General features: G+C 59.5%; 28 protein-coding genes. 9 read left to right on the forward strand and 19 right to left on the reverse strand.

Annotated elements, in window-relative coordinates:
• Position 1 precedes the first annotated feature (1 nt).
• The 8 genes from tssK to tssB all read right to left on the reverse strand — a co-directional run bounded on the left by tssK (position 2) and on the right by tssB (position 8,785).
• Positions 2–1,336, reverse strand: coding sequence for a type VI secretion system baseplate subunit TssK (tssK, locus tag J122_RS08970; protein ID WP_061331933.1), 1,335 nt, complete (start codon positions 1,334–1,336; stop codon positions 2–4).
• A complete protein-coding gene (tssJ, locus tag J122_RS08975; protein WP_061331934.1) occupies positions 1,336–1,869 on the reverse strand; it encodes a type VI secretion system lipoprotein TssJ in 534 nt (177 codons plus the stop codon). Before tssJ ends, tssK begins: the two co-directional genes overlap by 1 nt.
• On the reverse strand, positions 1,866–3,200 hold the full coding sequence (tagH, locus tag J122_RS08980) for a type VI secretion system-associated FHA domain protein TagH (RefSeq protein ID WP_061331935.1): 1,335 nt from the start codon (positions 3,198–3,200) through the stop codon (positions 1,866–1,868). Before tagH ends, tssJ begins: the two co-directional genes overlap by 4 nt.
• 17 nt (positions 3,201–3,217) lie before the next feature.
• Positions 3,218–4,234, reverse strand: coding sequence for a type VI secretion system baseplate subunit TssG (tssG, locus tag J122_RS08985; protein ID WP_061331936.1), 1,017 nt, complete (start codon positions 4,232–4,234; stop codon positions 3,218–3,220).
• Positions 4,198–5,970 (reverse strand): type VI secretion system baseplate subunit TssF, encoded by a 1,773-nt coding sequence (gene tssF, locus J122_RS08990; RefSeq protein ID WP_061331937.1) that lies wholly within the window; start codon positions 5,968–5,970, stop codon positions 4,198–4,200. Before tssF ends, tssG begins: the two co-directional genes overlap by 37 nt.
• 333 nt (positions 5,971–6,303) lie before the next feature.
• On the reverse strand, positions 6,304–6,741 hold the full coding sequence (gene tssE, locus J122_RS08995; protein ID WP_061331938.1) for a type VI secretion system baseplate subunit TssE: 438 nt from the start codon (positions 6,739–6,741) through the stop codon (positions 6,304–6,306).
• Between the two features lie 3 nt (positions 6,742–6,744).
• Entirely contained in the window at positions 6,745–8,226 is a 1,482-nt protein-coding gene (tssC, locus tag J122_RS09000) for a type VI secretion system contractile sheath large subunit (RefSeq protein ID WP_058090747.1), read from the reverse strand.
• A 61-nt stretch (positions 8,227–8,287) separates the two neighbouring features.
• Complete coding sequence (gene tssB / locus J122_RS09005; RefSeq protein ID WP_058090748.1) at positions 8,288–8,785, reverse strand: type VI secretion system contractile sheath small subunit; 498 nt, start codon at positions 8,783–8,785, stop codon at positions 8,288–8,290.
• A gap of 271 nt (positions 8,786–9,056) precedes the next feature.
• Between tssB and J122_RS09010 the strand changes: the two genes are divergently transcribed.
• On the forward strand, positions 9,057–9,317 hold the full coding sequence (locus tag J122_RS09010; protein ID WP_061331939.1) for an acyl-CoA-binding protein: 261 nt from the start codon (positions 9,057–9,059) through the stop codon (positions 9,315–9,317).
• 141 nt (positions 9,318–9,458) lie between these two features.
• Positions 9,459–9,770, forward strand: a complete 312-nt coding sequence (locus J122_RS09015) for a site-specific integrase (RefSeq protein WP_061331940.1) — start codon at positions 9,459–9,461, stop codon at positions 9,768–9,770.
• A 26-nt stretch (positions 9,771–9,796) separates the two neighbouring features.
• Here J122_RS09015 and J122_RS09020 read toward each other — a convergent pair whose 3' ends face one another.
• Both J122_RS09020 and greB read right to left on the reverse strand, forming a co-directional pair.
• Positions 9,797–10,177, reverse strand: a complete 381-nt coding sequence (locus J122_RS09020) for a hypothetical protein (protein ID WP_138436131.1) — start codon at positions 10,175–10,177, stop codon at positions 9,797–9,799.
• A gap of 181 nt (positions 10,178–10,358) precedes the next feature.
• Positions 10,359–10,874 (reverse strand): transcription elongation factor GreB, encoded by a 516-nt coding sequence (gene greB / locus J122_RS09025; RefSeq protein ID WP_061331942.1) that lies wholly within the window; start codon positions 10,872–10,874, stop codon positions 10,359–10,361.
• A gap of 287 nt (positions 10,875–11,161) precedes the next feature.
• On the opposite strand from greB, the gene J122_RS09030 reads away from it, so the two are divergent.
• On the forward strand, positions 11,162–11,434 hold the full coding sequence (locus tag J122_RS09030) for a hypothetical protein (RefSeq protein WP_061331943.1): 273 nt from the start codon (positions 11,162–11,164) through the stop codon (positions 11,432–11,434).
• 3 nt (positions 11,435–11,437) lie between these two features.
• Here J122_RS09030 and J122_RS09035 read toward each other — a convergent pair whose 3' ends face one another.
• The 8 genes from J122_RS09035 to ftsY all read right to left on the reverse strand — a co-directional run bounded on the left by J122_RS09035 (position 11,438) and on the right by ftsY (position 19,645).
• Entirely contained in the window at positions 11,438–12,919 is a 1,482-nt protein-coding gene (locus J122_RS09035; protein ID WP_061331944.1) for a sensor histidine kinase, read from the reverse strand.
• Positions 12,906–13,586, reverse strand: a complete 681-nt coding sequence (locus J122_RS09040; RefSeq protein WP_011787144.1) for a response regulator transcription factor — start codon at positions 13,584–13,586, stop codon at positions 12,906–12,908. Before J122_RS09040 ends, J122_RS09035 begins: the two co-directional genes overlap by 14 nt.
• A 103-nt stretch (positions 13,587–13,689) precedes the next feature.
• Positions 13,690–14,469, reverse strand: a complete 780-nt coding sequence (hyi, locus tag J122_RS09045; protein WP_061331945.1) for a hydroxypyruvate isomerase — start codon at positions 14,467–14,469, stop codon at positions 13,690–13,692.
• 10 nt (positions 14,470–14,479) lie between these two features.
• Positions 14,480–15,412 (reverse strand): NAD(P)-dependent oxidoreductase, encoded by a 933-nt coding sequence (locus tag J122_RS09050; RefSeq protein ID WP_061331946.1) that lies wholly within the window; start codon positions 15,410–15,412, stop codon positions 14,480–14,482.
• Between the two features lie 238 nt (positions 15,413–15,650).
• Entirely contained in the window at positions 15,651–16,511 is an 861-nt protein-coding gene (gene rpoH, locus J122_RS09055; RefSeq protein WP_058090758.1) for an RNA polymerase sigma factor RpoH, read from the reverse strand.
• Between the two features lie 192 nt (positions 16,512–16,703).
• Positions 16,704–17,711 (reverse strand): permease-like cell division protein FtsX, encoded by a 1,008-nt coding sequence (ftsX, locus tag J122_RS09060; RefSeq protein WP_061332070.1) that lies wholly within the window; start codon positions 17,709–17,711, stop codon positions 16,704–16,706.
• Complete coding sequence (gene ftsE / locus J122_RS09065) at positions 17,701–18,393, reverse strand: cell division ATP-binding protein FtsE (protein ID WP_061331947.1); 693 nt, start codon at positions 18,391–18,393, stop codon at positions 17,701–17,703. The genes ftsX and ftsE overlap by 11 nt, the downstream gene beginning before the upstream one ends.
• Before the next feature lie 28 nt (positions 18,394–18,421).
• Positions 18,422–19,645, reverse strand: coding sequence for a signal recognition particle-docking protein FtsY (gene ftsY / locus J122_RS09070; protein ID WP_061331948.1), 1,224 nt, complete (start codon positions 19,643–19,645; stop codon positions 18,422–18,424).
• A gap of 159 nt (positions 19,646–19,804) precedes the next feature.
• Between ftsY and rsmD the strand changes: the two genes are divergently transcribed.
• Positions 19,805–20,437: a 16S rRNA (guanine(966)-N(2))-methyltransferase RsmD gene (rsmD, locus tag J122_RS09075; RefSeq protein ID WP_061331949.1), complete on the forward strand. Its 633-nt coding sequence runs from the start codon at positions 19,805–19,807 to the stop codon at positions 20,435–20,437.
• 75 nt (positions 20,438–20,512) lie between these two features.
• On the opposite strand, the gene J122_RS09080 is transcribed toward rsmD, so the two are convergent.
• Complete coding sequence (locus J122_RS09080; protein ID WP_061331950.1) at positions 20,513–21,691, reverse strand: fatty acid desaturase; 1,179 nt, start codon at positions 21,689–21,691, stop codon at positions 20,513–20,515.
• Between the two features lie 185 nt (positions 21,692–21,876).
• Between J122_RS09080 and mutM the strand changes: the two genes are divergently transcribed.
• The 5 genes from mutM to hslO all read left to right on the forward strand — a co-directional run bounded on the left by mutM (position 21,877) and on the right by hslO (position 25,330).
• Positions 21,877–22,689, forward strand: coding sequence for a bifunctional DNA-formamidopyrimidine glycosylase/DNA-(apurinic or apyrimidinic site) lyase (gene mutM / locus J122_RS09085; protein WP_061331951.1), 813 nt, complete (start codon positions 21,877–21,879; stop codon positions 22,687–22,689).
• Positions 22,690–22,794: 105 nt separating this feature from the next.
• Positions 22,795–23,127, forward strand: coding sequence for a hypothetical protein (locus J122_RS09090; RefSeq protein ID WP_061331952.1), 333 nt, complete (start codon positions 22,795–22,797; stop codon positions 23,125–23,127).
• Between the two features lie 91 nt (positions 23,128–23,218).
• The gene (gene yrfG / locus J122_RS09095) at positions 23,219–23,905 is read left to right on the forward strand and encodes a GMP/IMP nucleotidase (protein WP_061332072.1); all 687 of its coding nucleotides are present in this window, start codon (positions 23,219–23,221) and stop codon (positions 23,903–23,905) included.
• Positions 23,906–23,968: 63 nt separating this feature from the next.
• Entirely contained in the window at positions 23,969–24,376 is a 408-nt protein-coding gene (gene hslR, locus J122_RS09100; protein ID WP_061331953.1) for a ribosome-associated heat shock protein Hsp15, read from the forward strand.
• A 99-nt stretch (positions 24,377–24,475) separates the two neighbouring features.
• Entirely contained in the window at positions 24,476–25,330 is an 855-nt protein-coding gene (hslO, locus tag J122_RS09105) for an Hsp33 family molecular chaperone HslO (protein WP_061331954.1), read from the forward strand.
• Positions 25,331–25,371 lie beyond the last annotated feature (41 nt).

Raw genomic sequence — 25,371 nt, forward strand, 5'->3', positions numbered from 1 at the left:
TTTAGCTCCTGATTGCCCAGAATTGCATTTCCAGCCCGGGGAAGCTGCCGGCCACGTGGAAGGCAAAGCCACTGGCGTTGTCGAGCATTTGCCAGGCCTGGCTCTGGTCGTCCAGCCGGAAGTAGACAAAGCCGGCGTGGTACGGCAGTTGGCGCGGCGCCACCGGCAGAGCCGACAACGGAATACCCGGCAGCTGCAGGCTGATGAGGTCGCGAATTTTCTCCACCGACGCCACTTTGCACTGCTGGGTGAACTGCTTGCGCAGGTCGTCCAGCGGCATGTCGGCCTTCACCGCCAGGATGAATTCAGCATCCTTGATGATCTGTCCATCCTGCACCGGTGCCACCGTCAGCCCGTACTGGCGCTGCTGCAGCGTGATCGACAGCGCTCTCGGTTCCAGCACAGTGCTCAGGGCCTGTCGCAGCACTTGCATCAGCGGGCTGAAGCAGGCTTCCGGCAGGTCGTGGTCATAGGGGGTGAATTCCTTGGGCAGCCGGCTTTCGTCGGTAAAGGTCACCAACTCGCCACACAGCTCAAGCAGAGCCTCGTACAGGCGCTCGGGATGCAGCTGGCGCAGCCGGGCCAGGTGCATGAATTTCGGGTGCGCCCGGTTCAGCATCTGCAGCAGCATGAAGTCAGACACATCCGCCACACCGCCCTGCCCTGGCGCACCTACGCGCTCGGCGATGTTGCGGGCCCGCTCCTGCATCAAGCCAGCCATTTCGCCGACGAACCGCTGCAAGCGCGGGGCCGAGCGCACGCTGAGCATGGTGGGCAGGAAGTTGGGGTCCATCACCAGGCTGCCATCCGGGCGTTTTTCCAGGATCCGGCCGATGGCCACCGAGGCATAGGCACTGCGATCGTCCCGCTCCAGCATCAGGCGCGGCGCAACCCGGCCCACATCGATGCTGTGGGCGTCGCCATCAATGGAATGCAGATCCCGGATTTCCACGGTCTGGGCACGAAAACGCCCTGCTACCGGGGCATCCGGCCACTCCACTTCCGCCAGGGTATCGCTGCCCAGGGGCAGCGCCAGATACACCACCTGATTGGCCACCGACGCATCGGTGATTTCCAGGGGCTCCGGCATCACATCGTCCTGGGGCAGATTGAACCGGGTACCATCCGGAAACAGTCCGGAAGCCCGCACCAGGCCAACCCGGCCAAAGCTCAGGTACTCGGCGTTCAGCTCCAGGTCACTGAAGCCATACAGGTAGTCCGAGACCGCCAGCGCCCGCTCGTTGATCTGGTGTTCCAGATATCGTTGCTGCTGCTGGAAGTGCTGGGGCTTGATAAACAGCCCGTCACTCCAGACGACTCGATTGGTAGCTGCCATCAGGTATCTTCCGAACGTCTGAGTTGAACTTCCCGCTCACGCAGGTTGACCAGCAGGTGGTAGGTGTCGCCCACCGGATCCACCCGGATGACTTTTTTCCACTGGGACAGGTTCGGGTAAGCATAGAAGGCGATAACGCCGATAAACCGGGTGTCCTTGCTGATCTCGAACGGTGCCACGTACTTGAACTGGCCCGGTACCAGGGTGTAGTCGCTGTGGTCCACGTAGTTGCGGCCCAGGGACTTTTCCAGATCGTTCAACAGCTGGTCAAAGTCGCCGGCCATCAGCAGGGAGCTGTCCCGCAGCTCGATGATCTGATAGGCAATCGGCGTGGGCGCCAGGGATTCGTTCGGGTTTACATCCGGTTCAGCGAGCATGGTCAGCGCCACCTTGCTGGGCAGCTCTTCCGGATAGCCCACGGGAATATCGGGGTCCCACAGCACCTTGGCGGTTTTGGTTACCGCGTTGTACGGGGTGCTGCACCCCATCATCAGCATGACAATAGCCAGCAAGCTCCATTTGCAGTACTTCATGAAAGGCTCTCCCTCTGTAATTGGCGCAAGTGTTGGTCGTAGGCCTGGTCGAACACCTCCTGGAAGAGGCGTTCAAATCCCTGCTGACGACTGGATCTGAGTTCCTGGTAATAGTGTTGGTACATGTTCCAGGCCCAACGGCCTTCGTCTTCGTTGTCTTGCAGGCCACGGCGGTAGCCGTGGAACCGGCGCAACAGGGCCTCCGGCGAGAAGGCATAAAGAATGGCTTCCAGGGCTTCCCGGATGGCTTCGCGGGTGGCTTGCTGGTGATGGTTCAGGCTCTCCAGGCTTTCCCGAACCGCTGCCGGAGCAGACAGGTGCACCGGGCTGCGCTCGGCTGCAAACAGGGTCTGCATGGTGCCGGTGTAGTCGTCACCCAGGCGCAACGGGTTGTCTTCAATCGGCTGCAGACGGGTGCGCAGGGCCCGGTGCCGCGAATCTTCACCCTGATGCAGGGCCAGCAGGCCTTCGACCGTGGCTTTCAGGGTCTGGCCGGCTTCCTCCAGGAACAACCGCATTTCATCGCTGTCGGCAAAATCGATGTCGGCTTCCATACCTCGCATCAGGGGGGCACCGCTGATGTGTTGCCGGCTGGTGTCTTTGGTTTCCCGGCTGTGTTCCCTGAACTCTGACATTCCCTGTCGCTCCTGTGTGTCGTGCCCGTGCTTGCGGGCGTTACGGTTCATTGGCAGGCCCATGGCCACATCCCGGTTTTCCCGATATTCATCGCTGACCTCGGCCGAACGGGCAAACCAGGACTGGTCACTGGCCAACAGCTCCGGGGCTTCTTCCGCAGGTTCACGGGCCATTTCCTGCCATGGCGCCAGCGGGTCGTCACTGACCGGTTCACCGGCGGGCGTGTGCAGTCCCTCGAGGGGCTCCCGGCCATCCGGCATCCTCTGACCGGTCTCTGCCCGCAACAGTGATTCTTCCTCCACATCCACCAGTTGCCGGTCCTGCCCGGAACCTTCATCCAGCTCTGAGCGGTCAACCGCGTCACCGTTCAGCTCTGCCCGCATCCGGTAACGGCCGATGGTCAGGGTGTCACCATGATTCAGCCGCGCCCTGCGGCCCCGGCCCACAGGCTGGCTGCTGCTGTTGATGTAGGTGCGGCCACTGCGGTCAATCAGGCAGAAGCCACCATCCAGGAAGCGAACCTCGGCATGGCCGGCTACGGCGCCGGTGCGATGGGGCGACAACCGCCAGGTGTCGTTGGCCGCCGTGCCAATCGACCCGCCACCAGTACCAAAACTGTGTTCAATGCTGGCACCACCGCCGGTTTCGGTCGGGTTGATGATCACCAGGGTTAATGCTGCTGTCCGGTTTGACACCTGTCTGGCTCCTTGCCTTATCGTCGTATCTGGATGCGCACCGCCGGGCGTTCACGGGCCCGGTCCGGTGTCACAAAGGAATTCCAGCCCAGGCGCACATCCTCACCCAGCTGCATGGGCCGGATATCCTTGGGCCGCATTTGCAGCTCCAGGTCATACGCCAGTTGCTCTCGGGTGGTGAATTCCACCAGCTTCACCAGTCGCTCATGGTCCCGGCCGTTGGGCAGGAAATCCGCAAAGCGCTGCCGGCTCAGGTTACGCAGGCGCAGGATGAACTTGCCGCTACGGTCCCGGATGCTGGAGCCAACCAGGGTGTCCTGGCCCAGGCTGGCATTGGCCTGGCCCAACCGCGTTTGCTGGTCTTGCCCGATGGCCACCTTGCGCAACACCCACTGCTCGATGCTGACGTCTTCCAGGTCGAAACAGTGCGCGACAATGCCACTGACCACTTCCGGCGACCGGCTGCGGCCCGCCATCTGGCCGGCGTAGGCCAGCATCTTGGACCAGTTGACCGGTGTGGCTTCCCGCAAGCGGCTGTCACCCAGACCGACCAGTGAAAACACCAGCTCGGAAAACCCGTCGCTGGCGCCGGGCTGGAACCGCACGTAGTACCGGTACTTGCGCCAGGCCCGGTGGAACAGGGTGACCAACCGGTGGTTGAAAAAGTCCAGAAAGTGACGACGCACTCCCAGGTTCTGGCCTGCTTCCCAGGCCAGGTCCTCCAAGTAGTAGCCCGGCAACGGCGACTGGGAGCCGTGCAGGCCGAGAAAGCTCACTTCCATCTGGTAAGGCGCGTGCTCGTGTTCCGGCGACAGGGCCGAGACCACATCGCTACCCGGAAAGCCCAGACCGGCCGAGGCCGAAAACCGGATACGCTCCTGGCGGGGCTCGCCGCTACCGGAGTTTTCCAGATCGTCGCCATGGTGCCGGTGAATCAGATCCACCAACTGGAAAAAACTGTAACGCCGCGCGTTGCCGAGGACAGGTTCCAGCCCGGCTACATCAGCGGCTGCTGACCTTGCTGTAACGTCCATGTGTACCGTTCCTGATTGTCTGTATTCACCACTTCCAGCTGGTGAAAGGCATTGATACTCGCGTAAAGCGCAAAAAACTGGCTCAGTACCGTTCCGAACAGGTACAGATCCCCTTCACTGCCGAAATTCTGCTGATCAAGCTTCAGCACCGAACGAATGCCACGCACCGGCAAGCCGCGAACCATGCGGTCCACCGGCTGAGTGGTGATCTCACTGATGCCCGCCAACCGTTTCTGGGACACCCGCTCGGCCTGCCGGTCGACCAGCGCCCGGAAGTCGTATACCCGCAGCACGGTGCGCAGGGCATCCACATCCAGCATCGACAGGTAGTTCAGGGACAGATTGGAAATCAGCGTCCACAACAGGCTGCCGTCCAGCGTTGGCCGCAGCGTGGCCGTGGGCCGGGTAATGTTGCTGAACGAGGCAAACGCCGGGGTGGTCTCGGTGGCCATGCAGATCTCACCCACGGCCAGCTGCTGGGGCAGTTGCCGGTTGGTGCAGGTCAGCGTCAACGACACCGCTTCCTGGCGGTTCATGCATTCGGACTCGTCGCCCCGGACAAACGAGATGTAGTGATCAAAGCCATCACCGCGCACGCTTTCACGGGTCCGAACCCGGTAATACAGCGCCGTGCGGCCACGGTCCCGCTCCACCTCATGCTGGAAACTCTCGAACGCGGTGTACAACCGCGGTTCCCCCCGGCCGGAACGCCCCTCCAGCCAGCCTTCCACCTGTTCGATACTGAACACTTCAAAATGCTCCGGGCAGCGGCTGGACGGGGAAATACGATACTCGGTCTGCCGGCCGTTCAGGTCTACCGGCTCGCCCTCGTGGCTGAACAGGTTGACCGCCGGGGTGCAGTACAACTGCAGGGAGTCCCGGGTGACCCGAACATCGGGCGGCAGAATCCGGCTGAAATGAAAACGCAGACTGATCTCATCGGCCTGCACCGCCGGCAACCGGGACTTGAGGCCGGCGATGTCGATAAACCGGAAGGCCTCGGGAAAGCTCAGGTATTCCTGGATAATGCGGTACCCGGCGTAGGCGTTCTTCGGATACGGCAAAATCGCCTCATCGGCGGCAAAACCCACCGGCTGCAACAGCGACGACGGCAGGTTGTATACATTGTCGCCCACCACCAGCTCCATGCGGGTGAGGTAGTGGTTCAGCCACAGGTACAGGGTTTCGGCGGTGTGGTTATCGCCGCCCAGATAGAACCGCAGGCTGCCCAGGCCCAAAGCATTCAACGGCTGGTCTGTGTGCAGTCCCAGGTCGACGGTGACCGAAGACACTTCCCGGGAATGCTCGGCGTGGGCATCGGCCACGCTGACCGGGAAGATATCGACCGCCCGGCAGGTACGGAACCGGCACTGGGTCTGGCGGCTGGCTTCGCCCAGGGGTCGGCTCTTGATTTCGGTATGGCGCTCAACGGTTTGCCGCTCGCTGATGGCGTGCAATTGCGGGTCAAAGCGCATGATGGTGCAACTGGGCACCGGCCGCAGGTAGTTGGGCCATAGCATGTTCAGCAGGGAATGGGTCAGCTCTGGAAACTCGTCCTCAACCTTTTCCCGCAATTTGCCGGTCAGGAAGGCAAAGCCTTCCAGCAGCCGTTCCACATCCGGGTCGGTGCTTTGTTCGGACAAAAATCGGGTAAGCTGCGGATGCGCCTCGGCAAATTCCCTGCCTTGCAACCGCAGAAAGCTCAACTCATCCCTGTAGAACCTGTTCAACTTCATCTTTACTGAACCTTGTCTGCTCTTTGTCTAGCTCCGAGCCAGCGTGTGGGTAGGCCTTTCCAAAAGACGCTTCAAGCCCGTCCGTGGGGCGCTTGGGCTCCGCCATCCATGGCTCCGCACACTTTTGGAAAGGCCTACCCACACCCTGTCTCTCATACTTGCCTTCAAAGTCACCCGGACCGCAAACACTCAGGTTTGACGGAGGGGGTGGGGATGCTTTTCTGCCGGGAAAAAAGATGTCTGAGCGAAGCGAGTTGTTTTTTCCCAGAAGAAAAGCATCCCCGCCCCCTCCCAACTCCAGTGTCCGCCCCAAGTCCAAGCAACCACCAAGTCCTAGAGCACCCGGTAATAGCGCTTATCATCGAGGACCAGATCAATGGTCGTCCGGTCATCAGCACCGGCTACCTGCAGGTAAACGGTCACCTGAAACTTCAACTGCAGCGGGTCCGGGCCCGGTGGCAACGCCACCACATCCACCCGCTTGACCCGCGGCTCAAACTTCTCGATGCACTGACGAATCGCCCCGCGAATCTGGATACTCAAATCCTGAGTACCCAGGGTGGCATCGTTGAAATCCAGCAATCCCAGGTCTGGTACGCTGGCGCTGTTGCCCGGGTGGGCATTCAGCAGGCGCACCAGGTGGCGCTTGATGGATTCCACCACATGGGTCACTTCACCCATGCCCTGCCCCGCGGGGGCGGCGGCCTGTTCGAGCCGTTCAAACAGGCTGCCAGTATTGCGAACGCCGTCAGTGCCAGTGGCGCCGAACATGGATTAATCCTTGTCCAGGCGGCCGACCAGCGAGAGTTCGAAGTTGGCACCCATGTACTTGAAGTGCGGGCGCACGGCGAGGGAGACCTGGTACCAGCCCGGATCGCCCTCCACTTCCGACACTTCCACCTTGGCGGCACGCAACGGGCGGCGGCTGCGGACTTCGGCGGGCGGGTTTTCCTGGTCGGCCACGTACTGGCGAATCCAGGTGTTCAGTTCCCGCTCCAGATCCTGGCGCTCTTTCCAAGAGCCGATCTGCTCGCGCTGCAACACTTTGATGTAGTGGGCCAGGCGGTTCACGATCATCATGTACGGCAGTTGGGTACCCAACTTGTAGTTGGTTTCCGCTTCCTTGCCTTCTTTGGTGTTCGGGAACTGCTTGGGCTTCTGCACCGAGTTGGCGGAGAAGAACGCGGCGTTGTCGCTGCCCTTGCGCATGGTCAGGGCGATGAAGCCTTCTTCCGCCAGTTCGTATTCCCGGCGGTCGGTGATCAGCACTTCGGTGGGAATCTTGGCTTCCAGCTGGCCGAAGGACTCAAAGGTGTGCACCGGCAAGTCTTCCACCGCGCCGCCACTCTGCGGGCCGATGATGTTCGGGCACCAGCGGTACTTGGCGAAGCTCTCGGTCAGGCGGGTAGCCAGCAGGTACGCAGTGTTGCCCCACAGGTAGTGCTCGTGGTCGCCGGAGACTTCTTCTTTGTAGTTGAAGCTGCGCACCGGGTTCTCGGTGGGATCGTAGGGTACCCGCAGCAGGAAGCGCGGTGCGGTCAGACCCAGGTAACGGGCGTCTTCGGATTCCCGAAGGGAGCGCCACTTGGCGTATTTCGGGCCTTCGAAGACGGCGCTCAGTTCCTTGATCGCCGGCAGTTCCTGATAGCTGTCGACACCAAAGAACGACGGTGCCACCGAGGACAGGAACGGCGCGTGGGACATGGCGCCTACAGAGGACACGTACTGCAGCAGCTTCATGTCTGGCGTTGATGGACTGAAGGCGTAGTTGCCGACAATGGCACCCACCGGCTCACCACCGAACTGGCCGTATTCTGCGGCATAGATGTGCTTGTAGAAGCCGGTCTGGGTAACGTCCGGTGCAAACTCGAAGTCTTCCAGCAACTCCTGCTTGGTGGCGTGCAGGATGTCGACTTTGATGTTCTCGCGGAATTCAGTGCGGTCGACCATCAGTTTCAGGCCGCGCCAGGACGATTCCAGTTCCTGCAGCTTGGGTGCGTGCAGGATTTCATCCATCTGGGCACTGATCTTGCGGTCCAGCTCGACCACCATCTGGTCCACCAGGGCCTTGTTGACCGGCTGGCCTTTTTCGTCGCTTTTCAGCAGGTTGGCGATAAACGTAGCTACCCCTTTACGGGCAACATCGTAACCTTCGTCGGCCGGCGCCATACGGCTATTGGCCATGACCTGGTCCAGCAAGGACCCTTCTGCTACGGATTCGGAGGCAGCAGATTGCTGCACAGCAGTATCAGACATACCACATCCCTTCAGTACGTGATTGATAATCGGTGTTGGTTACCGGGTTCCGGTGGTGCGGTTACTCGCCGCCTTCGGTGGCCAGTTCGAGCTCGGCCAGCAGTTTTTCCCGGGCGCTGTCGTTGTCCAGCAGTTCCTGCAGCTTGGAACGGAACGAAGGCACGTTGCCCAGCGGGCCCTTGAGGGCAACCAGGGCTTCACGCAGCTCGATCAGTTTTTTCAGCTCGGGTACCTGGCGGGCAATGCTGTCCGGAGAAAAGTCGTCCAAACCCTGGAATTCCAGATTGACCGGCAGGTCATCGGCATTCTCTTCGAGCTTGTTGGAGACCGAGGTAGACAAGGTCAGACCCGCTTCCTTCATGACAGAACGGAAGTTGTTCTTGTCGACGGAAATGGCTTTGCGGTCTTCGATGGGGGTTTCTTCAGCATGGCCCTTGAAATCGCCAACCACAAACATCTTCAGCGGCAGCTCGGTTTCAGCCTGCTGGTCGCCGGTGGCGGGGACATACTTGATATTGATGCGCTCTTTCGGCGCGACGGAACCGTCTTTGGCAGACATGGCGTGCTCCCTGTGCAATTCATTTGCAGTGTTGTTCAGTCCTTGATGCCTGCCGTCCTGGCAGACAACGCGTCAAACTGTACACAGGTGACCTGGCATTCTCAAGCAAAAACTGGCCAGTAATGGCCCAAACTGTGCTGTCGGGCAAACTTTTGCCAGATAGCCCTGTTGCCGGACCGAATGCAGTTTCAGTCAATGACGGCACTGCCGGCCAAGGCTATACTCGCGATATCCTTCGAGGAGACAACCATTTACACCAAGGAGACACACCATGAGTGACCTGAAGGCGAAGTTTGATGAAGCGGTAAACTATATCCAGACCGCCGAGGGCGATTTCAAACCGTCCAACGAGCTGAAACTGGAGTTCTACGCCCTGTACAAACAGGCTACTGAAGGCGACGTGTCCGGCAAGCGCCCGGGCATGATGGATTTCGTGGGCCGCGCCAAATACGACGCCTGGGAGAAGCTGAAAGGCACCTCCAGCGATCAGGCTATGCAGCAGTACATCGATAAGCTCGACTCACTGAAGTAAGTCCCCTGGGCTGTGCCCGCCCCTTTGGCGCGTGCAGCCCTCAGCCGCATTAAAATACCGCCTTCGGTTTTGCGCCGTTCAAACGTTTGTCATATGATGCGCGCAACATAACAACAACAAGCTTTCCGAAGAGTACACACCATGGATATTACCCAGGCGCTCGAGCAGTCACGGCCCGGTATGGTCGGAGATGTACAGGCCGCCATCCGCAAACGCCAGTTGAATCAGCGGGCCGAGCAAACCTACCTGCACTGGATCAGCCGTTTCGTGCTGTTTCACGATCTAAAAGACCCGGCTCATCTGGCGGCAGAAGATCAACTGCTGTTTCTGGATTATCTGAGCAACAAGATCCGCGTATCTCGGGCGAGGCTTAACCAGGCCACCCAGGCGCTGACCTTCTTTTACGAGGACGTACTTGGTAAGACGGCCACCCCGAATGCAGCAGTGGCCTGAACGGGCTCGAAGTGGCGCCGGGGGAATCAGCGCCCGGTCATATTGACGTTCAGAGTATCGTAGGTGCGATTCTCCGGTGGCCGGATCGAGTAGGTGTTGCTGTGGGTCTGGCCCGGAATGAGCTTGGGATTGCTGAACCGGATATCCACCGGAATTTCGGAGCGCCCGAGATCGGTGCGGCTGTCTCTGGGCTGCAACGCCAGAGGATCAAGATAGAAATCGTCGTCACTGGCGGTTTGCACGGGAACGCCTGCGGCCGGCGCTTCCAGCCCGCCTTCAATAACCGTATTGGCCAGGGTTTCCTCTTCGATGGAGCGGAACGGAATGGTATCAATGGTGGAGCGCTGCTCCAGTTCAAACGCCGGTGCCGTGTTGCTGGCGCTTTGCCCCTGAGCGCTGGCAGACATCAGCCCCAGCGATAGCACCACGGCAACCAAGCCTGCCCATTTTGAACCGGTGTGAGACTCTGACGAATTCATCGCATCAACCCTGATTGATCTTCCATTGCCCTTTCGGGTGACAATTTTTGATCAGTCTATCGCCATTGGTGACGCTTTGCTCAACCAAAAGACGATTCTGTGACGATTTTCACTTGCCAGTGTCTGGCGGCTGATACCGAATACCGGTGATGACCACCGTCTTCCAGCCCTCCGGCGTTTTCACGGAGACCTCATCGTCCAGATGCTTGCCGATCAATGCCCTGGCAAGCGGGGCATTGATACTGAGATAGCCCTTGGCCAGGTCAAATTCATCCGCACCCACCAACCTGTAGGTCTGTTCCTCACCGTCATCGTCCTCGATGGTGACCCAGGCCCCGAAAAATACCCGGCTTTGATCGGCCGGCAGCCGGTCGACCACGGTAAGTTCATCCAGGCGCTTGCTCAGGAACCTTACCCGCCGATCGATTTCCCGTAGCTGCTTTTTGCCATAGATGTATTCAGCGTTCTCAGAGCGATCCCCCAAGGCAGCAGCCTCGCGCACGGCCTGGGTGACTTCGGGGCGCTTCACTTTCCACAGGTACTGCAACTCCTCCCGTAACGCCTGCTCGCCGTCCGGTGTGATATAGCGCGGTCTTGGAGCCGTCGAACCTTCGGTCTTGCTCATCAGATCAGGGATTCCGGGTTAAACAGAAAATTCAGGGCAAAAAAAACCCCGTGGGTCACGGGGTATAAGGCTAGCGCTGTGCTGGAGGGAGAAGCAAGCAACTTTCTACCTGCTTCTGCATCTACAATATCCATTCTACAGAGCGGGCATTACCCGGCGGTGGCCACGGAATTACCTTTTCGCAAGGCTGAAACCTGGCAGATGGGCTGAAATTAGGTTGTACACTCTAGGCGCCGGAGATAGCGTGCGAGGTAATCAACACTGACTTTTCGTTTGGAGACAAATCCATGAACACCAAGAAACTGATGAACCTGGCTCTGGAAGGTGTCGATACCCTGGGCTTTCGCCTGGACAGTCTGGGCATCACCAGCAAACTGAATCGCCACAACATCGCGGCCTTTCTGATGGCTGAGCAGAAGCATCTGGAGGGGGAATGGGACAGCATTCAGGCCAAAGTGGACCGCCGCCGCTCCCAGTTCGAGCATATCAGCGGCCTGGTCGAAGCCCGCGCTGGTGCACTGATCAGTCCGGTGGTTAACCGTTTTCGCGCCAGTCAGTAAGACTCAGGCGCTACTGGTTTCGGTAGAGGACGACCTATCGTTCTGGGTTTCCTCTGCCTGCTCGTCCGGTGCTGCCTTGATCCGCTTGCGGATCCCGGTATAGGCGGGCATCCACACGGTGACCGTCAAGCCAGGCGGCTCCTCTCTCTCATGGGTATCACTGAGCAAAATCTGGCCCTGGTGGATTTCCGCCACCGCACTGACCAGGCTCAATCCCAGGCCGTTGCCCGGCAGTGACCGACTCTTGCCCACCCGATAGAAGCGCTGGAACACCTGGCCTTTTTCGTCGTCCGGTATACCGATACCGGAATCCTGCACCTCAAACACCGCGCCCGCGCCATCGCGGCGAACCACAACCTGGATGGAACCGTGCTCCGGTGTGTATTTGATCGCATTGTCGATCAGGTTACTGATCATCTGGAACAGCAGGTCCCGATCTCCCTCGATCATCACGCCCTGCTCCAGCGACTGGGCGAAGGATTGCTCCTTGTCTTCCGCCAGGGCTTCGTACAATTCACAGGCATCACTGACCAGCTCGTCCAGGGACACCACTTTCATGTCCGCCGAATTCCCCCGGGTTTCCAGCCGGGCAATGCGTAACAGAGCGTTGAACGTTGCCAGCAGCTGGTCCGCCTCGGCCACTGCCCTGCCAACCTGGTCCCGTGCTTCGTCGTTATCCACGGCAATCAGGGTGTTCTCAAGCTGGTTGCGCAGGCGGGTCAGCGGGGTGCGAAGGTCGTGGGCAATGCTGTCTGACACATGGCGAATACCTTCCATCAGGTAAACAATGCGGTCGAGCATCTGGTTCAGGTTTTCGGCGAGCTGATCAAAGTCGTCTTCGGTACCCCGGGTGGGTATGCGCAATGACAGATGGCCATTCATGATTCGCCGGGAAGTGTTATTGATGACTTCGATTCGGCGCGTGGTGCCACGGCTCATCAAAAAGCCACCCAGTAACGCCAGTGCCAGGGTGATGCCCATACCCCAGTTGATGGCGGTTTCGATCACCCGCTTGAGGTTAGTGAGTTCCTCAACATCCCGCCCCACCAGTAATTTCAACCCGCCCTGGACCTCAAAAATCCGGGCACGGGCAAGCCGCTCCGGCCCCTGCCAGCCCACGGAGGAATCCAGGGTAAAGTTGATCCAGCCGGTGTCAGACGAGCGACTGCCCCCTGGCCAGGTTTCAATGTTACCGGCCAGTTTGAGGAAGTCGTCTGTGGTGAGCAGGTAGATGGATTTGGCGTTGGGGTCGCGGGCGACGCGCTCACGGATGATGGTGATCAGTCCGTTCACGCCACGCCCACGGTACTGCTCCGCCAGACCGGCGATTTCCGCTTCGATGGTTTCATCGGTCTGGGCGGTCATGAAGCCGGCCGTGCGCCAGTAGATGAATGCCAACAACAGGAATACCGATGTGGCAAACACCACCATATACAGCAGGGCCAGCTGAAAAGAGGATGTCCTGAGCTGACTAAGCAGTTTCACGCAGCATGTATCCCGCACCCCGAACCGTCTGCAGCAGGGGCGTGTCGAATTCCTTATCGATCTTGGCCCGCAGGCGGCTGATGTGCACGTCAATCACGTTGGTCTGGGGGTCAAAGTGATAGTCCCAGACTTTTTCCAGCAGCATGGTCCGGGTGACCACCTGGCCGGCGTTACGCATGAGATATTCCAGCAGACGGAATTCCCGCGGCTGAACATCAATGTTCTGACCAGCACGCTTGACGGTCCTGGCCAGCAGGTCCATCTCCAGATCGGCAACCTTCAGCACGGTTTCCGTTTCCGCCGCCTGGCGATTGCGTCGAATCAGAGATTCGATACGGGCCAGCAGTTCGGTGAACGAAAAGGGTTTGGTGAGGTAGTCGTCACCGCCGCCACGCAGCCCTTCTACCCGGTCATCCACATCGCCCAAGGCGCTGAGGATAAGTACCGGAGTCTGATTTCCCGTTGCCCGCACCGTCTTGATGATGGACAGGCCATCCATGCCAGGCAGCATGCGGTCCACAATCATGATGTCGTACTCTTCACTGGCCGCCATCATCATGCCTTCCTTGCCGTCGGCCGCATGATCCACCACGAAGTCGGATTCTCTCAGTCCCTTCAGCAGATAATTTGCTACATCCCGATCGTCTTCGATTACCAGCGCTTTCACCGGTGCTCCTCCTGATAGCGGATTACATTAACTCTTAGGGTACGAAGAACTCCGGAAACCAGCCAGTTACCATCTTGTAAGAGGGTGTCGCCTATGACGACGGTCAATTTGCCGACCGGAACCAGCTCAGAGTGTCCTCCGTTACCGACGATGGCCGGTATTCCGCACTCACCCAGCCCTGATAGCCCATTCGATCCAGCGCTGCGAAAACATTCGAAAAGTTAATCTCGCCGCTACCGGGCTCATGCCGGCCCGGATTATCGGCAAACTGGATGTGGCCAATCCACGGTAGCAGACACTCCATGGAACGAATCACATCGCCTTCCATAATCTGCATATGATAGACGTCATACTGCAACCGCACATTGTCGGCATCGAGTTCTTCAAGCAATGCCATCACCTTGCCCGTGGTGTCCAGCATGAACCCCGGCATATCCACCCGGCTGTTAATCGCCTCAAGGCACAGGGTCAGACCCGCGTCGGCAAAGCGATCAGCGGCATACTGCACGTTCGCCACCAGCGTCTCCCAGGCGATCTGCTCATCCAGATCTGCCGGCTTCAACCCTGCCAGGCAGTTCAGCTGCCGGTTGCCCAGCACCCGCGCATAGGTAATACCCTGATCCACCCCGGCACGAAACTCCTCAACCCGGTCCGGCAAACAGGCAATGCCCCGCTCCCCGGCCTGCCAGTCTCCCGGCGGCAGGTTGAACAACACCTGGGTCAGGCCCTGCTCCCGTAGCTGCTCCGCCAGCTGCTCTGCCGGCCAGTCATAGGGAAACAGGTACTCCACCGCGGTGAACCCTGCGGCCCGCGCCCGGGCAAAGCGCTCCAGAAACGGAACCTCGGTAAACAACATCGACAGATTGGCAACAAACCGTGGCATTGTCCGCTCCTTAGTTCTTTGAGTTTGAAGTGTCTTCCTTCGGGCCACGGCCCATCGACCCCAACAGAGTGCCGTTCAGGTGCTCCAGCTCCAGTAACAGACCACTGTGGTCCACATCACTGTGGCCATTGGCCACCAGTGACAAATACTCGTTATGGGTCTGCTGCGCCAACGGCAATGTCAGCCCCTCGGCCCGGGCCTCGTCCAGAATCATCCGCATATCCTTCAACTGAATCCGCGCCGGCGCACCGGGTGCAAAATCCCGGTCAATCATCCGCTGCCCGTGCAGCTCCAGAATCCGACTACCGGCAAACCCACCCATCAGCGCCTCCCGCACCGCCGCCGGGTCTGCGCCACCCTTGGCCGCCAGCAACAACGCCTCGGACACCGCGCCAATGGTAATCCCCACAATCGCCTGATTCGCCAACTTCGCCAACTGCCCGGCCCCCACCGGCCCGATGCGGGTACACTTGCCCAACACCTCAAACACCGGCCGGGCCCGCTCCACATCCGCCTCAGACCCACCGGCCATAATACTCAAGCGAGCTTCAGCCGCGCCCAGAGTACCGCCCGACACCGGCGCATCCACAAATCCCGCCCCCTGCTCCGCCGCCAACCCGGCCAACCGCCGCGCCAGCGACGGCTGCACCGAACTCATATCAATCACCAACGCCCCAGATTTCAGAGCCGTCAGAGCGCCCTGAGCCACCAGCACGTCCTCAACCACCGCGCCGTTTTCCAGCATGGTGATCACCACGTCAGCACCGGCAACTGCCTCAGCCGGGGTCCCGGCAATGGTTGCCTCGCCGGCAAAAGGCTCACACTTACTCGCGGTGCGGTTCCACAGGGTCATGGGGTAACCGGCCGTGAGCAGGTTACGGGTCATCGGTGCGCCCATCAGGCCGATTCCGAGGAAGGTGATACGCGGAAGGTTGTTAGTCATGTTGAGAGTTCCACTCCGAAGTCGGAAGAAGGGTGTGGGTGGTTTGCTCCAAAACCTTGCGGAGCCATGGATGGCGGAGCAGAGCGTACAGGGACGTATTCACAGCGTGTTTTGGAGCAAACCACCCACACGCTTCCGCCCGAATGTTCGACAACTTGAATGTGAAGCCATTATACAAACAAAAACGCCACCAACCGCGAACGGTGGTGGCGTTTCAAGCCAAGCCGGGTGGCGCCAATCAAGCCGCTTCGATCATCTGCGCCTTGATCTTCTTCATGGCATTCTTCTCCAACTGCCGAATGCGCTCCGCCGACACACCATACTTGTCCGCCAACTCATGCAGCGTCGACTTACCATCCGTCAACCAACGCTCACGCAGAATATCCTGGCTGCGCTCATCCAGGGCCGACAACGCCTGCATCAACCGACCATTGGAATCTTCAGACCAATCAGCGTTTTCCAGCTGCACCGCAGGATCACTGCGACGATCTTCCAGGTAGTAAGCAGGCGCCTGGTAGCTGCTGTCATCGTCGTCATCCATCGGCCCTTCGAACGAAGTGTCGTGGGACGCCAGCCGGCCTTCCATCTCGCGCACCACCCGAGGCTCTACCCCCAGATCCTTCGCGACCGCATTCAACTCATCGTGGTTCAGCCAAGCCAGCTTCTTCTTCTGACTGCGAAGGTTGAAGAACAGCTTACGCTGAGCCTTGGTAGTAGCGACCTTCACAATACGCCAGTTGCGCAGAATGAACTCATGGATCTCGGCCTTTATCCAGTGCACCGCAAACGACACCAGACGCACGCCATACTCAGGATTGAAGCGCTTGACGGCCTTCATCAGGCCCACGTTACCTTCCTGGATCAAATCCGCCTGAGCCAGGCCGTAGCCGGAATAGCTCCGGGCAATATGAATCACAAATCGCAGGTGCGACAGCACCAGCTGGCGGGCGGCTTCCACATCGCCATCATAGTGCAGGCGCTCAGCAAGCTCCCGCTCCTCATCCACGGAAAGCACCGGAATGCGACTTGCCGCCTGAATGTAAGACTCAAGATTGGCACCCGGAACCAGTCTGTCAGCCAGCTGTAAACTCGTACCCATGTATTAACCTCCGAACCTGACAGCCATTAAATATAACAACTAAAACTTAGACCGCCAAGAACTTGATTAGTTCCCAAACTTTCCAGTAAAACGTTACAAAACAACAACCTGAAAAGTCCACCGTGGCTTTTCTGACCCTTAAGCTACGCCAGAACAAACTCTCTCCTCAATACGGTTTTCCCGATACCGGGATCACCCGCCGGCAATATCACCCGGCTCAATGTCATCCAGATGACGCTTCACCGCAAGCCAGGCGCCCAGCCAGCCTAGCAGCATTGCGATGATAATCAATGCCAATGCACCGTCAAAGCCCGGCCCCTCAAGCGAGAATTCACTGCGGTAAAGGCCTGCCAGCCGTTCAATAGGGCCGTTCAGCCACCACAAAGAGAGCTGTATCAACAACCAGGCAACGACCCCACCCCCGAGGCCAAACCAGGCCCCGGTGTACAGAAACGGCCGGCGGACAAAGGCATCGGTACCGCCCACCAGCTTGGCCACCAGGATTTCATCCCGCCGGTTTTCAATCGCCAGGCGCACGGTATTGCCAATCACCAGAATGACCGCCGAGCCAAGCAACAGCGCCAGGGCCCATACCGCCCGGGCCAGAATGTCGGTCATGGCATTGAGCCGCTGCAACCAGCCAAGATCCACCTGCACCTGCTCAATGCCATCCATTCCATCAACAAACCGCACCAGGGCCTGCACGCCATCAGCGGAGCGGGCGCTGTCCTGGGGGGTGATCAACAAGGTATGGGGCAGCGGATTGTCATCCAGGAAATCCAGGGCATCGTCCAGGCCGGACGATGCGCGAAACTCCTCCAGGGCCTGATCCCGATCCACCAGCTGAACCGACAGGACCCGGCCATCGCCCCGGACCTCCTCCGCCAGTTCCCCGGCTTGCTCCAAAGAGACATCCATGGCCAGGTAGGCAGTGATCCTGGCACTGCTCTCCCAGCCGGCACTCACGCCCTGCAAACTGCCCAGTAGCAGCAACAGCGCGACGGGCAAGGCGAGCGCCACGCCCATCACGGTCCAGGTCATCAAACTGGCCACCGGTGTTTGCCAGAGACGCCGCGCGGAATCCCGGGCTACCTTCCGATGATGGTCCAGATAACTGCGGGCCTGGGCGTTCAACGGTGACTTCCCCCGATTGGCAGCCCCGCGCCGGTTGTCCTGCTTGTGCCTGGGTTCAGTAGCCACTGACACCTCCCGCTGCCGGTGCATGCCCACCGGCAATCAGCTGGCCATGATCCAGGGTCAGCTTACGCCGCCCCATCTCATTGATCAGGGCAATGTCGTGGGTGGCAATCAGGACAGTCACGCCCACCTGGCTGAACTCGGTAAACAGATGCATGATATCTGCAGACAGCTCCGGGTCCAGGTTCCCGGTCGGCTCATCCGCCAGCAACACGGGCGGTTTGTTCACCACAGCCCTGGCAATGCCGACCCGCTGTTGCTCACCGCCGGATAACTGCAGCGGATTCATCTTCTCCTTGTTCAGCAGGCCCACCTTGTCCAACGCCGCCCGCACCCGACGGCCGATGTCATTGGGCGAGGCTCCCATCACCTCCAGTGGCATCGCCACGTTATCGAACACAGTGCGATCAAACAGCAACTGGTGGTTCTGGAACACCACGCCGATATGCCGGCGGATGTAGGGGATCTGGCGCCGTGGCAAACTGTTCAGGCGCTGTCCACCAACGATCAGCTCACCGGCCGTCGGCCGCTCCATGACCATGATCAGCTTTAGCAGGGTACTTTTGCCCGCGCCGGAGTGCCCGGTCAGAAACGCCAGCTCCCCCCGGTCCAGGTGAAAATTCACCTGGCGCAAAGCGGTGTGGTCGCTGTCATAGCGTTTGGTAACTTGGCGAAACTCGATCATTTCAGGCGCGGGCTCCGTAGCCGGTGCTTCAGTCGTCGAACAGGGCGTCGACAAAGGTTTCCGCATCAAAACTGCGCAGGTCTTCGGCCTGCTCGCCCACGCCGATAAAGCGGATAGGCAGCTGCAGCTGGCGGGCAATGGCAAATACAATACCGCCTTTTGCGGTGCCGTCCAGTTTCGTCAGGGTAATACCGCTGACGCCCACCGCCTGCTGGAAGACCTGGGCCTGGCTCAGGGCATTCTGGCCGGTACCGGCGTCCAGCACCAGCATCACTTCGTGGGGCGCCGATTCATCCAGCTTTTTCATGACCCGGACAACCTTGGTCAATTCGTTCATCAGGTTGTCTTTGTTCTGCAGGCGACCGGCGGTGTCGGCAATCACCACATCGGTACCCCGGGCCTGGGCGGACTGGATAGCGTCAAAAATCACCGAAGCACTGTCGGCACCGGTATGCTGGGCCACCACCGGCACGTTATTGCGCTCTCCCCACACCTGCAACTGCTCCACCGCCGCCGCACGGAAGGTATCACCGGCCGCGAGCATGACGGATTTGCCCTCCGCCTGGAACTTCCGGGCGAGCTTGCCAATGGTGGTGGTCTTGCCGACGCCGTTCACGCCCACCATCAGTATGACGTAAGGCTTGTTGTCGGTGTGGATATCCAGCGGCTTGGTGACGTCCTTCAGCAGGCCATGCAGCTCTTCACGCAAGGCCTTACGCAGGGCCGCACCGTCCTTGAGTTGGTTGCGCTCAAGTTTGTCGGTGAGCGACTCAATGATCTCGGAAGTGGCGGTAACGCCCACATCGGCCATCAACAGGGTGGTTTCGATTTCCTCCAGCAAGTCTTCATCGATCTTCTTGCCCACCGAGAACAGGTCTGCCAGGCCGCCGGTCAGGCTGGCGCGGGTTTTACCGAGGCCCTTCCTGATTCGCTCAAAAACACTGACCTGGGCTTCCGGCTCTGGAGCCGGTTCGGGCTCTGGGGTCAACTCGGCCGCCGGCACTTCCTTGGCCGGCTCTGCCTCCGCAGCGGCTGCCTCGGGTTGCGCCTCGGCCACCGGCGCTTCTTGCGCGGCTTCCGGTTCTTCTCGGGCTGGTTCTGGTTCCGCTGGAGCCGGGCCCCGAGCTACCTCAGGTTTACTCTGAACCACCGCTTTCGGCCGGGGGGCACGCTTACGGTTACCGGCGATATCCAGTACAAAGAACAGAACTAGAAGGGCCAACAGGCCGATTGAAATCCACTCTGCCGTCATAGTCTTACCATCAGTCTGAAAGGGGCGGGCGAAAATAAAGCGCACATTCTAACAGACCTGCTGGCCTAAGTGAGGGGCTGGCCCATTATCCCCTGCCGGCTGCTTTCCGGTAACATAATCGCCCACAATTCAACCTGTTCAGAACTCCGGAGCACAACCATGGCCAGACGCAAACCGGCAAACCGCAAAACCGGCCCGACGCCTGCGGCGCGCGCGCTCTCCAGCGGTACCGGGGAGCTGCGTATTATCGGCGGCGACTGGCGCAGCCGAAAGCTGAGATTTCCGGATGCCGGCGGTGTTCGCCCCAGCCCTGCACGTACCCGCGAAACCCTGTTTAACTGGCTCAACTTCCAGATTGCCGGCAGCGATTGTCTGGACCTGTTTGCCGGCTCCGGAGCCCTGGGCCTGGAGGCGCTTTCCCGAGGTGCCGCCAGCACCACGCTGGTCGACCATACCCCCGCACTGGCCAGCGCCCTGCGAGACAATCTCCGGTTATTGAAGTCTGACAAGGGTGTGGTGGTGTGTCAGGGCGCAGAAAGTTTTCTGGCCAACCGGCAGCGTCCACCCTTCGACATCGTGTTCATGGACCCACCGTTCCGACAGGACTGGCTGGAACGATTATTTCCGCTACTGGAATCCGGCCAATGGATCAAACCGGGTGGCTGGGTGTACGTGGAGCATGAGAGCGAACGGGCAACACCGCCGGTGCCTGCGGGCTGGATGCTGCACAGGCAGAAGACCGCGGGCCAGGTAACCTACAGCCTGTACCGGGTTAACCCGGAAACGGATTAGTGCTGTCGCGATAAAACAAAAAAGCCAGATGAGCGAACCCATCTGGCTTTTTTGGTGCCTCAACGGCGGGGCGCGTCAGGCAACCGGACGCAGGGAGTAGGCCCGCAGGTGCGCCGCGAACTCTTCCAGGTAGCGAATGCCGCTGGCTTCCGCCTCTTTGCACCATTCCATCAGCGCCTGCAGTTTTTCCTGGGGTTTCAGCCCGCGCTGACGCCACAACCGTTGCAGTTCGTGGCTCTTCTCGTAGATTTGGCGCAGGATTTCGTGGCGCTCCAGTACCGTTTCCAGCTGTTCTTTGTCCTTGGGCTTGATCAGCGTAGCTTCTCGGGATAACAGCTGCTTCAGCTTCCGGTAGCGGGGACGAATTTCGTCGTCCATCAGTGAACGCTGCTGGCGCAAGACCGGCTCCATGACCCGCTTGCGGTACTGACGCATGATGTCGAAACGGCTGTTGGTGATGGCCTGAACGGTTTCCACATCCATCTCCTGCTTGCCCGGAACGTAATGAGCAATCGGCCGGTAGCCCTTGGGCTTGGCAAGACCAAACAACTGGAACAGGCGAATATAGCCCCAGCCGATATCCACTTCGTACCAACGGCGGGACAGCTTGGCGGAATTCGGATAGGTGTGATGGTTGTTGTGGAGTTCTTCGCCGCCGATCAGGATGCCCCAGGGCGAGATATTGCGGGCATTATCGGCACATTCGAAATTGCGGTAACCCAGATAATGGCCAACGCCATTGACCACGCCTGCGGCCCATACCGGGATCCACATCATCTGTACCGCCCAGATCCAGATCCCGTGGACGCCAAACAGTGCCAGATTGAGTACCGCCATCAGCATGATGCCCAGCATCTTGTATCGGCTATAGACGTTGCGCTCGATCCAGTCCTCCGGGGTGCGCTGCCCATAGCGCTCGAGGGTTTCCGGGGTGGCCGCCTCGGCGTAAAGCTCTGCGCCTTCCAGCAGGACCTTGCGGATACCCAGGACCACCGGGCTATGGGGGTCTTCCTCGGTTTCACACCTAGCGTGGTGTTTGCGGTGGATCGCGGTCCACTCTTTGGTGTTCTGCGCAGTGGTCATCCACAGCCAGAAGCGAAAAAAGTGCTTGAGCACCGGATGCAGATCCAGGGCGTTATGGGCCGAGTGACGGTGCAGATAGAGCGTAACACTGACAATGGTGATATGGGTGAGCACCAGGGTGACCGCTATCAACTGCCATACCGAGAGGTCAAGGAGACCGTTAAACGACATAAATTATCCTCAAGAATTCATCAACTTCGAAAGGCGATACTGCGGAGGGAGATTCGCAAACACTCGAAGGGAATATGCTTGACCAACTTTAGCGTACAGCTGTACGCGTCAACAACACCGTTTGGTGGCTTTTTTGTTACTGTTTACACTTATGGCCCCAGAATACGTTTGCCAGCGGAGGCTTCGTGCCCGAATTACCCGAAGTAGAAACCACTCGTCAGGGCATTGCGCCCCACTGTGAAGGCCAGAAGATAAACGGGGTAGTGATTCGTAATGCCCGGCTGCGCTGGCCGATTCCCGAGGATTTACCGGAGCGCCTGCAGGGTCAGGTTATCCGGTCCGTAGACCGCCGGGCGAAATATCTGTTCCTGCACCTGGATGGCGGCACTGTTATTGTACACCTGGGCATGTCCGGCAGCCTGCGGGTGATCACCGACGGCAGCCCGGCCGCCGCCCATGACCACGTTGATGTCTGTCTCGCCAACGGCCGCACCCTGCGCTTCAATGATCCCCGGCGCTTTGGCTGCTGGCTGTGGTCCGACGACTGCACCCTGCACCCACTGATACGGGATCTTGGCCCGGAACCGCTGTCGCCGGAATTTGGTGGTGCCTGGCTGTTCCGGCTGTCCCGGGGCAAACAGAGCCCGATCAAATCCTTCATCATGGACAATCATGTGGTGGTCGGGGTTGGCAACATCTACGCCAACGAAGCACTGTTCAAAGCCGGCATACACCCGAAACGGAAGGCGGGCCGGATCAGCCTGGACCGCTATCACCGGCTGGCTGAAGCCATAAAGGAAACCCTGAGCGCAGCCATCCTGATGGGCGGCACCACCTTGCGGGATTTCGTTAACAGCGACGGCAAGCCGGGTTATTTTGCCCAGTCATTGCTGGTCTATGGGCATGGTGGTACCCCCTGCCCGGAATGCGCCACCGTGCTGAAGGAAATCCGGATGAACAATCGCTCCACCGTGTACTGCCCTCGTTGCCAACGCTGAAACTGCAAACCAACATCACACAACTCACACAATACAAACAAAAACCGTTTGAAATTCAGGCAATATGATTCATAGTTAACAGAGAATTAACAGGAGAGAATCGTCATGACCCGCAAGATTTCCCGCACTCTGGTTGCAACAGTGGCAGCCTGCCTGCTGGCTTTTTCATCCTTGGGCCACGCCAGAGCGGTCGATGAGAGCCCGTCAGCGCTGGCCATGACGGCCGATGCGGTTCTGCTGCGTCCGGCCCTGCTGGCCACCACCATTGTCGGCAGTGCCGTCTACCTTGTATCCCTGCCGTTCTCTGCGCTCGGCGGAAACGCCGGTGAAGCCGGCGAAGTGCTGGTTGTGGGTCCTGCCAAGGCGACCTTCGTTCGCTGTCTGGGCTGCTCGCGTACCGGCCGCAAGTCCGAAACCGTTGAGCAAGCTGCTGACTGAGCCTACCCCGGCGATCCGTAGAATCCCGGCTTGCCAGACGCCGGAATCTGAGGCAGCCTGAAAGAAATCTTTCAGGCTGTTTTTGTTTATGGTGGTGGACTGGTCAACCCTCGATACGGTGTTCCTTGATATGGATGGAACACTGCTGGATCTTCACTTTGACTCGCACTTCTGGCTTGAGCACCTGCCCAGACGTTACGCCGAGCAGTACAACCTGCATCCCCAACAGGCGAAAGAGACCCTGGTGGCCATGATCATGGCGGAACGGGGGTCACTGAACTGGTACTGCACCGACTACTGGAGCGAACGGCTCTCGGTGAATATCAACCAGCTGAAGGCGGAAGTCAGTGATCGCATCGGCTACCGCCCCCACGTGCCCGACTTTCTGTCTTCGTTGCGCCAAGCCGGCCTGCGCTCGGTCATTGTGACCAACTGCCACCCGGACCCCCTGGCACTGAAACTGGAGCGCACCGGCCTGGACCAACATGTGGATGCCATCGTTTCCAGCCATGAATTCGGCAAACCCAAGGAAGATCGGGATTTCTGGCGAGACCTCGGCAGAAAAGTCCCGTACCGGCAAGACAAAACCCTGATGGTGGACGACAGTTTTCCCGTGCTGGAGAGTGCCCGCCAGGCAGGCATCGGCCAATGCCTGGCCATTCTTGAGCCCGACAGCACCCAGGCACCCAATGCACAGCACCCTGAGATCCCCGGCATTCGCCATTTTGATGAAGTGCTGCCATCACTGCGTTCGCAACAGCCCCTGCCATCCCGATGACGGGCCGGTTATAATCCGGTTAATACATAGGCACGATGGCAGGTGCCAACCCGGTGAGGAGATATGACGGCAACCAGCGCTGACGAACAAAAGGTACGGCTCGACAAGTGGCTCTGGGCCGCCCGCTTCTACAAAACCCGCTCCCTGGCAAAAGAAGCCATCGAAGGCGGCAAGGTGCACTACAATAGCCAGCGCACAAAGCCCGGCAAGATTGTCGAAGCCGGCGCCAAAGTAACCCTGCGCCTGGGCTGGCAGGAAAAAATCGTGATCGTGGATGAGATCAGCGACCGGCGCCGGGGTGCTCCGGAGGCCCAGAAGCTTTACCACGAAACCAATGACAGCGTAAAAAAACGCGAAGAACTGGCCTGGCAGCGCAAGACCATGCAGGCAGCTCAACTGCCACCCGCCCGCCGGCCGAGCAAGAAAGACCGCCGGGATATTCAGCGGTTCCGGGACCAGAACGGCCTGTAAAACCGGATCACACCAAAGCTCGTAAACAGTACGCCCGCCTCACATTACCCTTCCGCGCGGGCAGTACCATCAACCCCACAGACAGCGTCAGGAGACACCATGGCATCCCGAGATCAATTCCAACGTTTCATTTTCGAACACAGCCAGGTTCGGGGTGCCTGGGTTCAACTGGGCAACAGTTTCAGTGACATCAGCACCCAGGCCCCTTACCCCGAATCTGTTCGCCGGTTACTGGGCGAATCGCTGGTGGCCAGTGTGTTGATGAGCAGCAGCCTGAAGTTCAAGGGTACCCTGTCCTTGCAGGCGGCCGGCGAAGGCTCGTTGCGCACACTGATGGCCGAATGCAGCCACGACCGCCATATCCGGGGCCTTGCCCGCCATGACGATCAGGCCGTTACCGGCGATACCCTGAACGAACTTCTGGGCACCGGCCGCATGGCCATAACCATCACCCCGGACCAGGGCCAACGCTATCAGGGCGTGGTGCCCAGAGAAGCCAATACGTTGGCCGGCTGCCTGGAGGAGTATTTCGAGCGCTCCGAGCAGATTGCCACCAGCCTGTTCCTGTTCGCCAACGAAGATACCGCCGCCGGCCTGATGCTGCAGCGGTTGCCGGGCCATACCGAAGAAGACGATGATTTGTGGAACCGGGTCAATCACCTGGCGCGCACTGTCGAGGCCGAAGAGTTGCTGACGCTCGACAGCGAAACCCTTCTGCACCGGCTGTTCCACGAGGAAACCGTGCGGCTGTTCGATCCCGAACCGGTGGCCTTTCGCTGCAGCTGCTCCAGGGAGCGCACCCTCGCCGCCCTCGAGGCCATCGGCAAAGACGAGTGTTACAGCATCCTCGACGAGCAGGGCAGCATCAACATGGACTGCCAGTTCTGTCACGCAAACTATCGCTTCAATAGAAATGACATTGATCACCTTTTCACCGGTCATACGTTACACTAAGCAGTCACTCAACTTGCCCGGAAGCCGCATCTGGCGCGGCT

The organism is Marinobacter excellens LAMA 842 (genome assembly GCF_001574445.1).
Taxonomy (GTDB): domain Bacteria; phylum Pseudomonadota; class Gammaproteobacteria; order Pseudomonadales; family Oleiphilaceae; genus Marinobacter; species Marinobacter shengliensis.

What these genes read in the sequence shown, in the direction of transcription:
- tssK (WP_061331933.1), bottom strand. Translation starts at nt 1,336, where the DNA reads ATGGCAGCTACCAATCGAGTCGTCTGGAGTGACGGGCTGTTTATCAAG.
- tssJ (WP_061331934.1), bottom strand. Translation starts at nt 1,869, where the DNA reads ATGAAGTACTGCAAATGGAGCTTGCTGGCTATTGTCATGCTGATGATG.
- tssG (WP_061331936.1), bottom strand. Translation starts at nt 4,234, where the DNA reads ATGGACGTTACAGCAAGGTCAGCAGCCGCTGATGTAGCCGGGCTGGAA.
- tssF (WP_061331937.1), bottom strand. Translation starts at nt 5,970, where the DNA reads ATGAAGTTGAACAGGTTCTACAGGGATGAGTTGAGCTTTCTGCGGTTG.
- tssE (WP_061331938.1), bottom strand. Translation starts at nt 6,741, where the DNA reads ATGTTCGGCGCCACTGGCACTGACGGCGTTCGCAATACTGGCAGCCTG.
- tssC (WP_058090747.1), bottom strand. Translation starts at nt 8,226, where the DNA reads ATGTCTGATACTGCTGTGCAGCAATCTGCTGCCTCCGAATCCGTAGCA.
- tssB (WP_058090748.1), bottom strand. Translation starts at nt 8,785, where the DNA reads ATGTCTGCCAAAGACGGTTCCGTCGCGCCGAAAGAGCGCATCAATATC.
- J122_RS09010 (WP_061331939.1), top strand. Translation starts at nt 9,057, where the DNA reads ATGAGTGACCTGAAGGCGAAGTTTGATGAAGCGGTAAACTATATCCAG.
- J122_RS09015 (WP_061331940.1), top strand. Translation starts at nt 9,459, where the DNA reads ATGGATATTACCCAGGCGCTCGAGCAGTCACGGCCCGGTATGGTCGGA.
- J122_RS09020 (WP_138436131.1), bottom strand. Translation starts at nt 10,177, where the DNA reads ATGTCTGCCAGCGCTCAGGGGCAAAGCGCCAGCAACACGGCACCGGCG.
- greB (WP_061331942.1), bottom strand. Translation starts at nt 10,874, where the DNA reads ATGAGCAAGACCGAAGGTTCGACGGCTCCAAGACCGCGCTATATCACA.
- J122_RS09030 (WP_061331943.1), top strand. Translation starts at nt 11,162, where the DNA reads ATGAACACCAAGAAACTGATGAACCTGGCTCTGGAAGGTGTCGATACC.
- hyi (WP_061331945.1), bottom strand. Translation starts at nt 14,469, where the DNA reads ATGCCACGGTTTGTTGCCAATCTGTCGATGTTGTTTACCGAGGTTCCG.
- J122_RS09050 (WP_061331946.1), bottom strand. Translation starts at nt 15,412, where the DNA reads ATGACTAACAACCTTCCGCGTATCACCTTCCTCGGAATCGGCCTGATG.
- rpoH (WP_058090758.1), bottom strand. Translation starts at nt 16,511, where the DNA reads ATGGGTACGAGTTTACAGCTGGCTGACAGACTGGTTCCGGGTGCCAAT.
- ftsE (WP_061331947.1), bottom strand. Translation starts at nt 18,393, where the DNA reads ATGATCGAGTTTCGCCAAGTTACCAAACGCTATGACAGCGACCACACC.
- ftsY (WP_061331948.1), bottom strand. Translation starts at nt 19,645, where the DNA reads ATGACGGCAGAGTGGATTTCAATCGGCCTGTTGGCCCTTCTAGTTCTG.
- rsmD (WP_061331949.1), top strand. Translation starts at nt 19,805, where the DNA reads ATGGCCAGACGCAAACCGGCAAACCGCAAAACCGGCCCGACGCCTGCG.
- J122_RS09080 (WP_061331950.1), bottom strand. Translation starts at nt 21,691, where the DNA reads ATGTCGTTTAACGGTCTCCTTGACCTCTCGGTATGGCAGTTGATAGCG.
- J122_RS09090 (WP_061331952.1), top strand. Translation starts at nt 22,795, where the DNA reads ATGACCCGCAAGATTTCCCGCACTCTGGTTGCAACAGTGGCAGCCTGC.
- hslR (WP_061331953.1), top strand. Translation starts at nt 23,969, where the DNA reads ATGACGGCAACCAGCGCTGACGAACAAAAGGTACGGCTCGACAAGTGG.
- hslO (WP_061331954.1), top strand. Translation starts at nt 24,476, where the DNA reads ATGGCATCCCGAGATCAATTCCAACGTTTCATTTTCGAACACAGCCAG.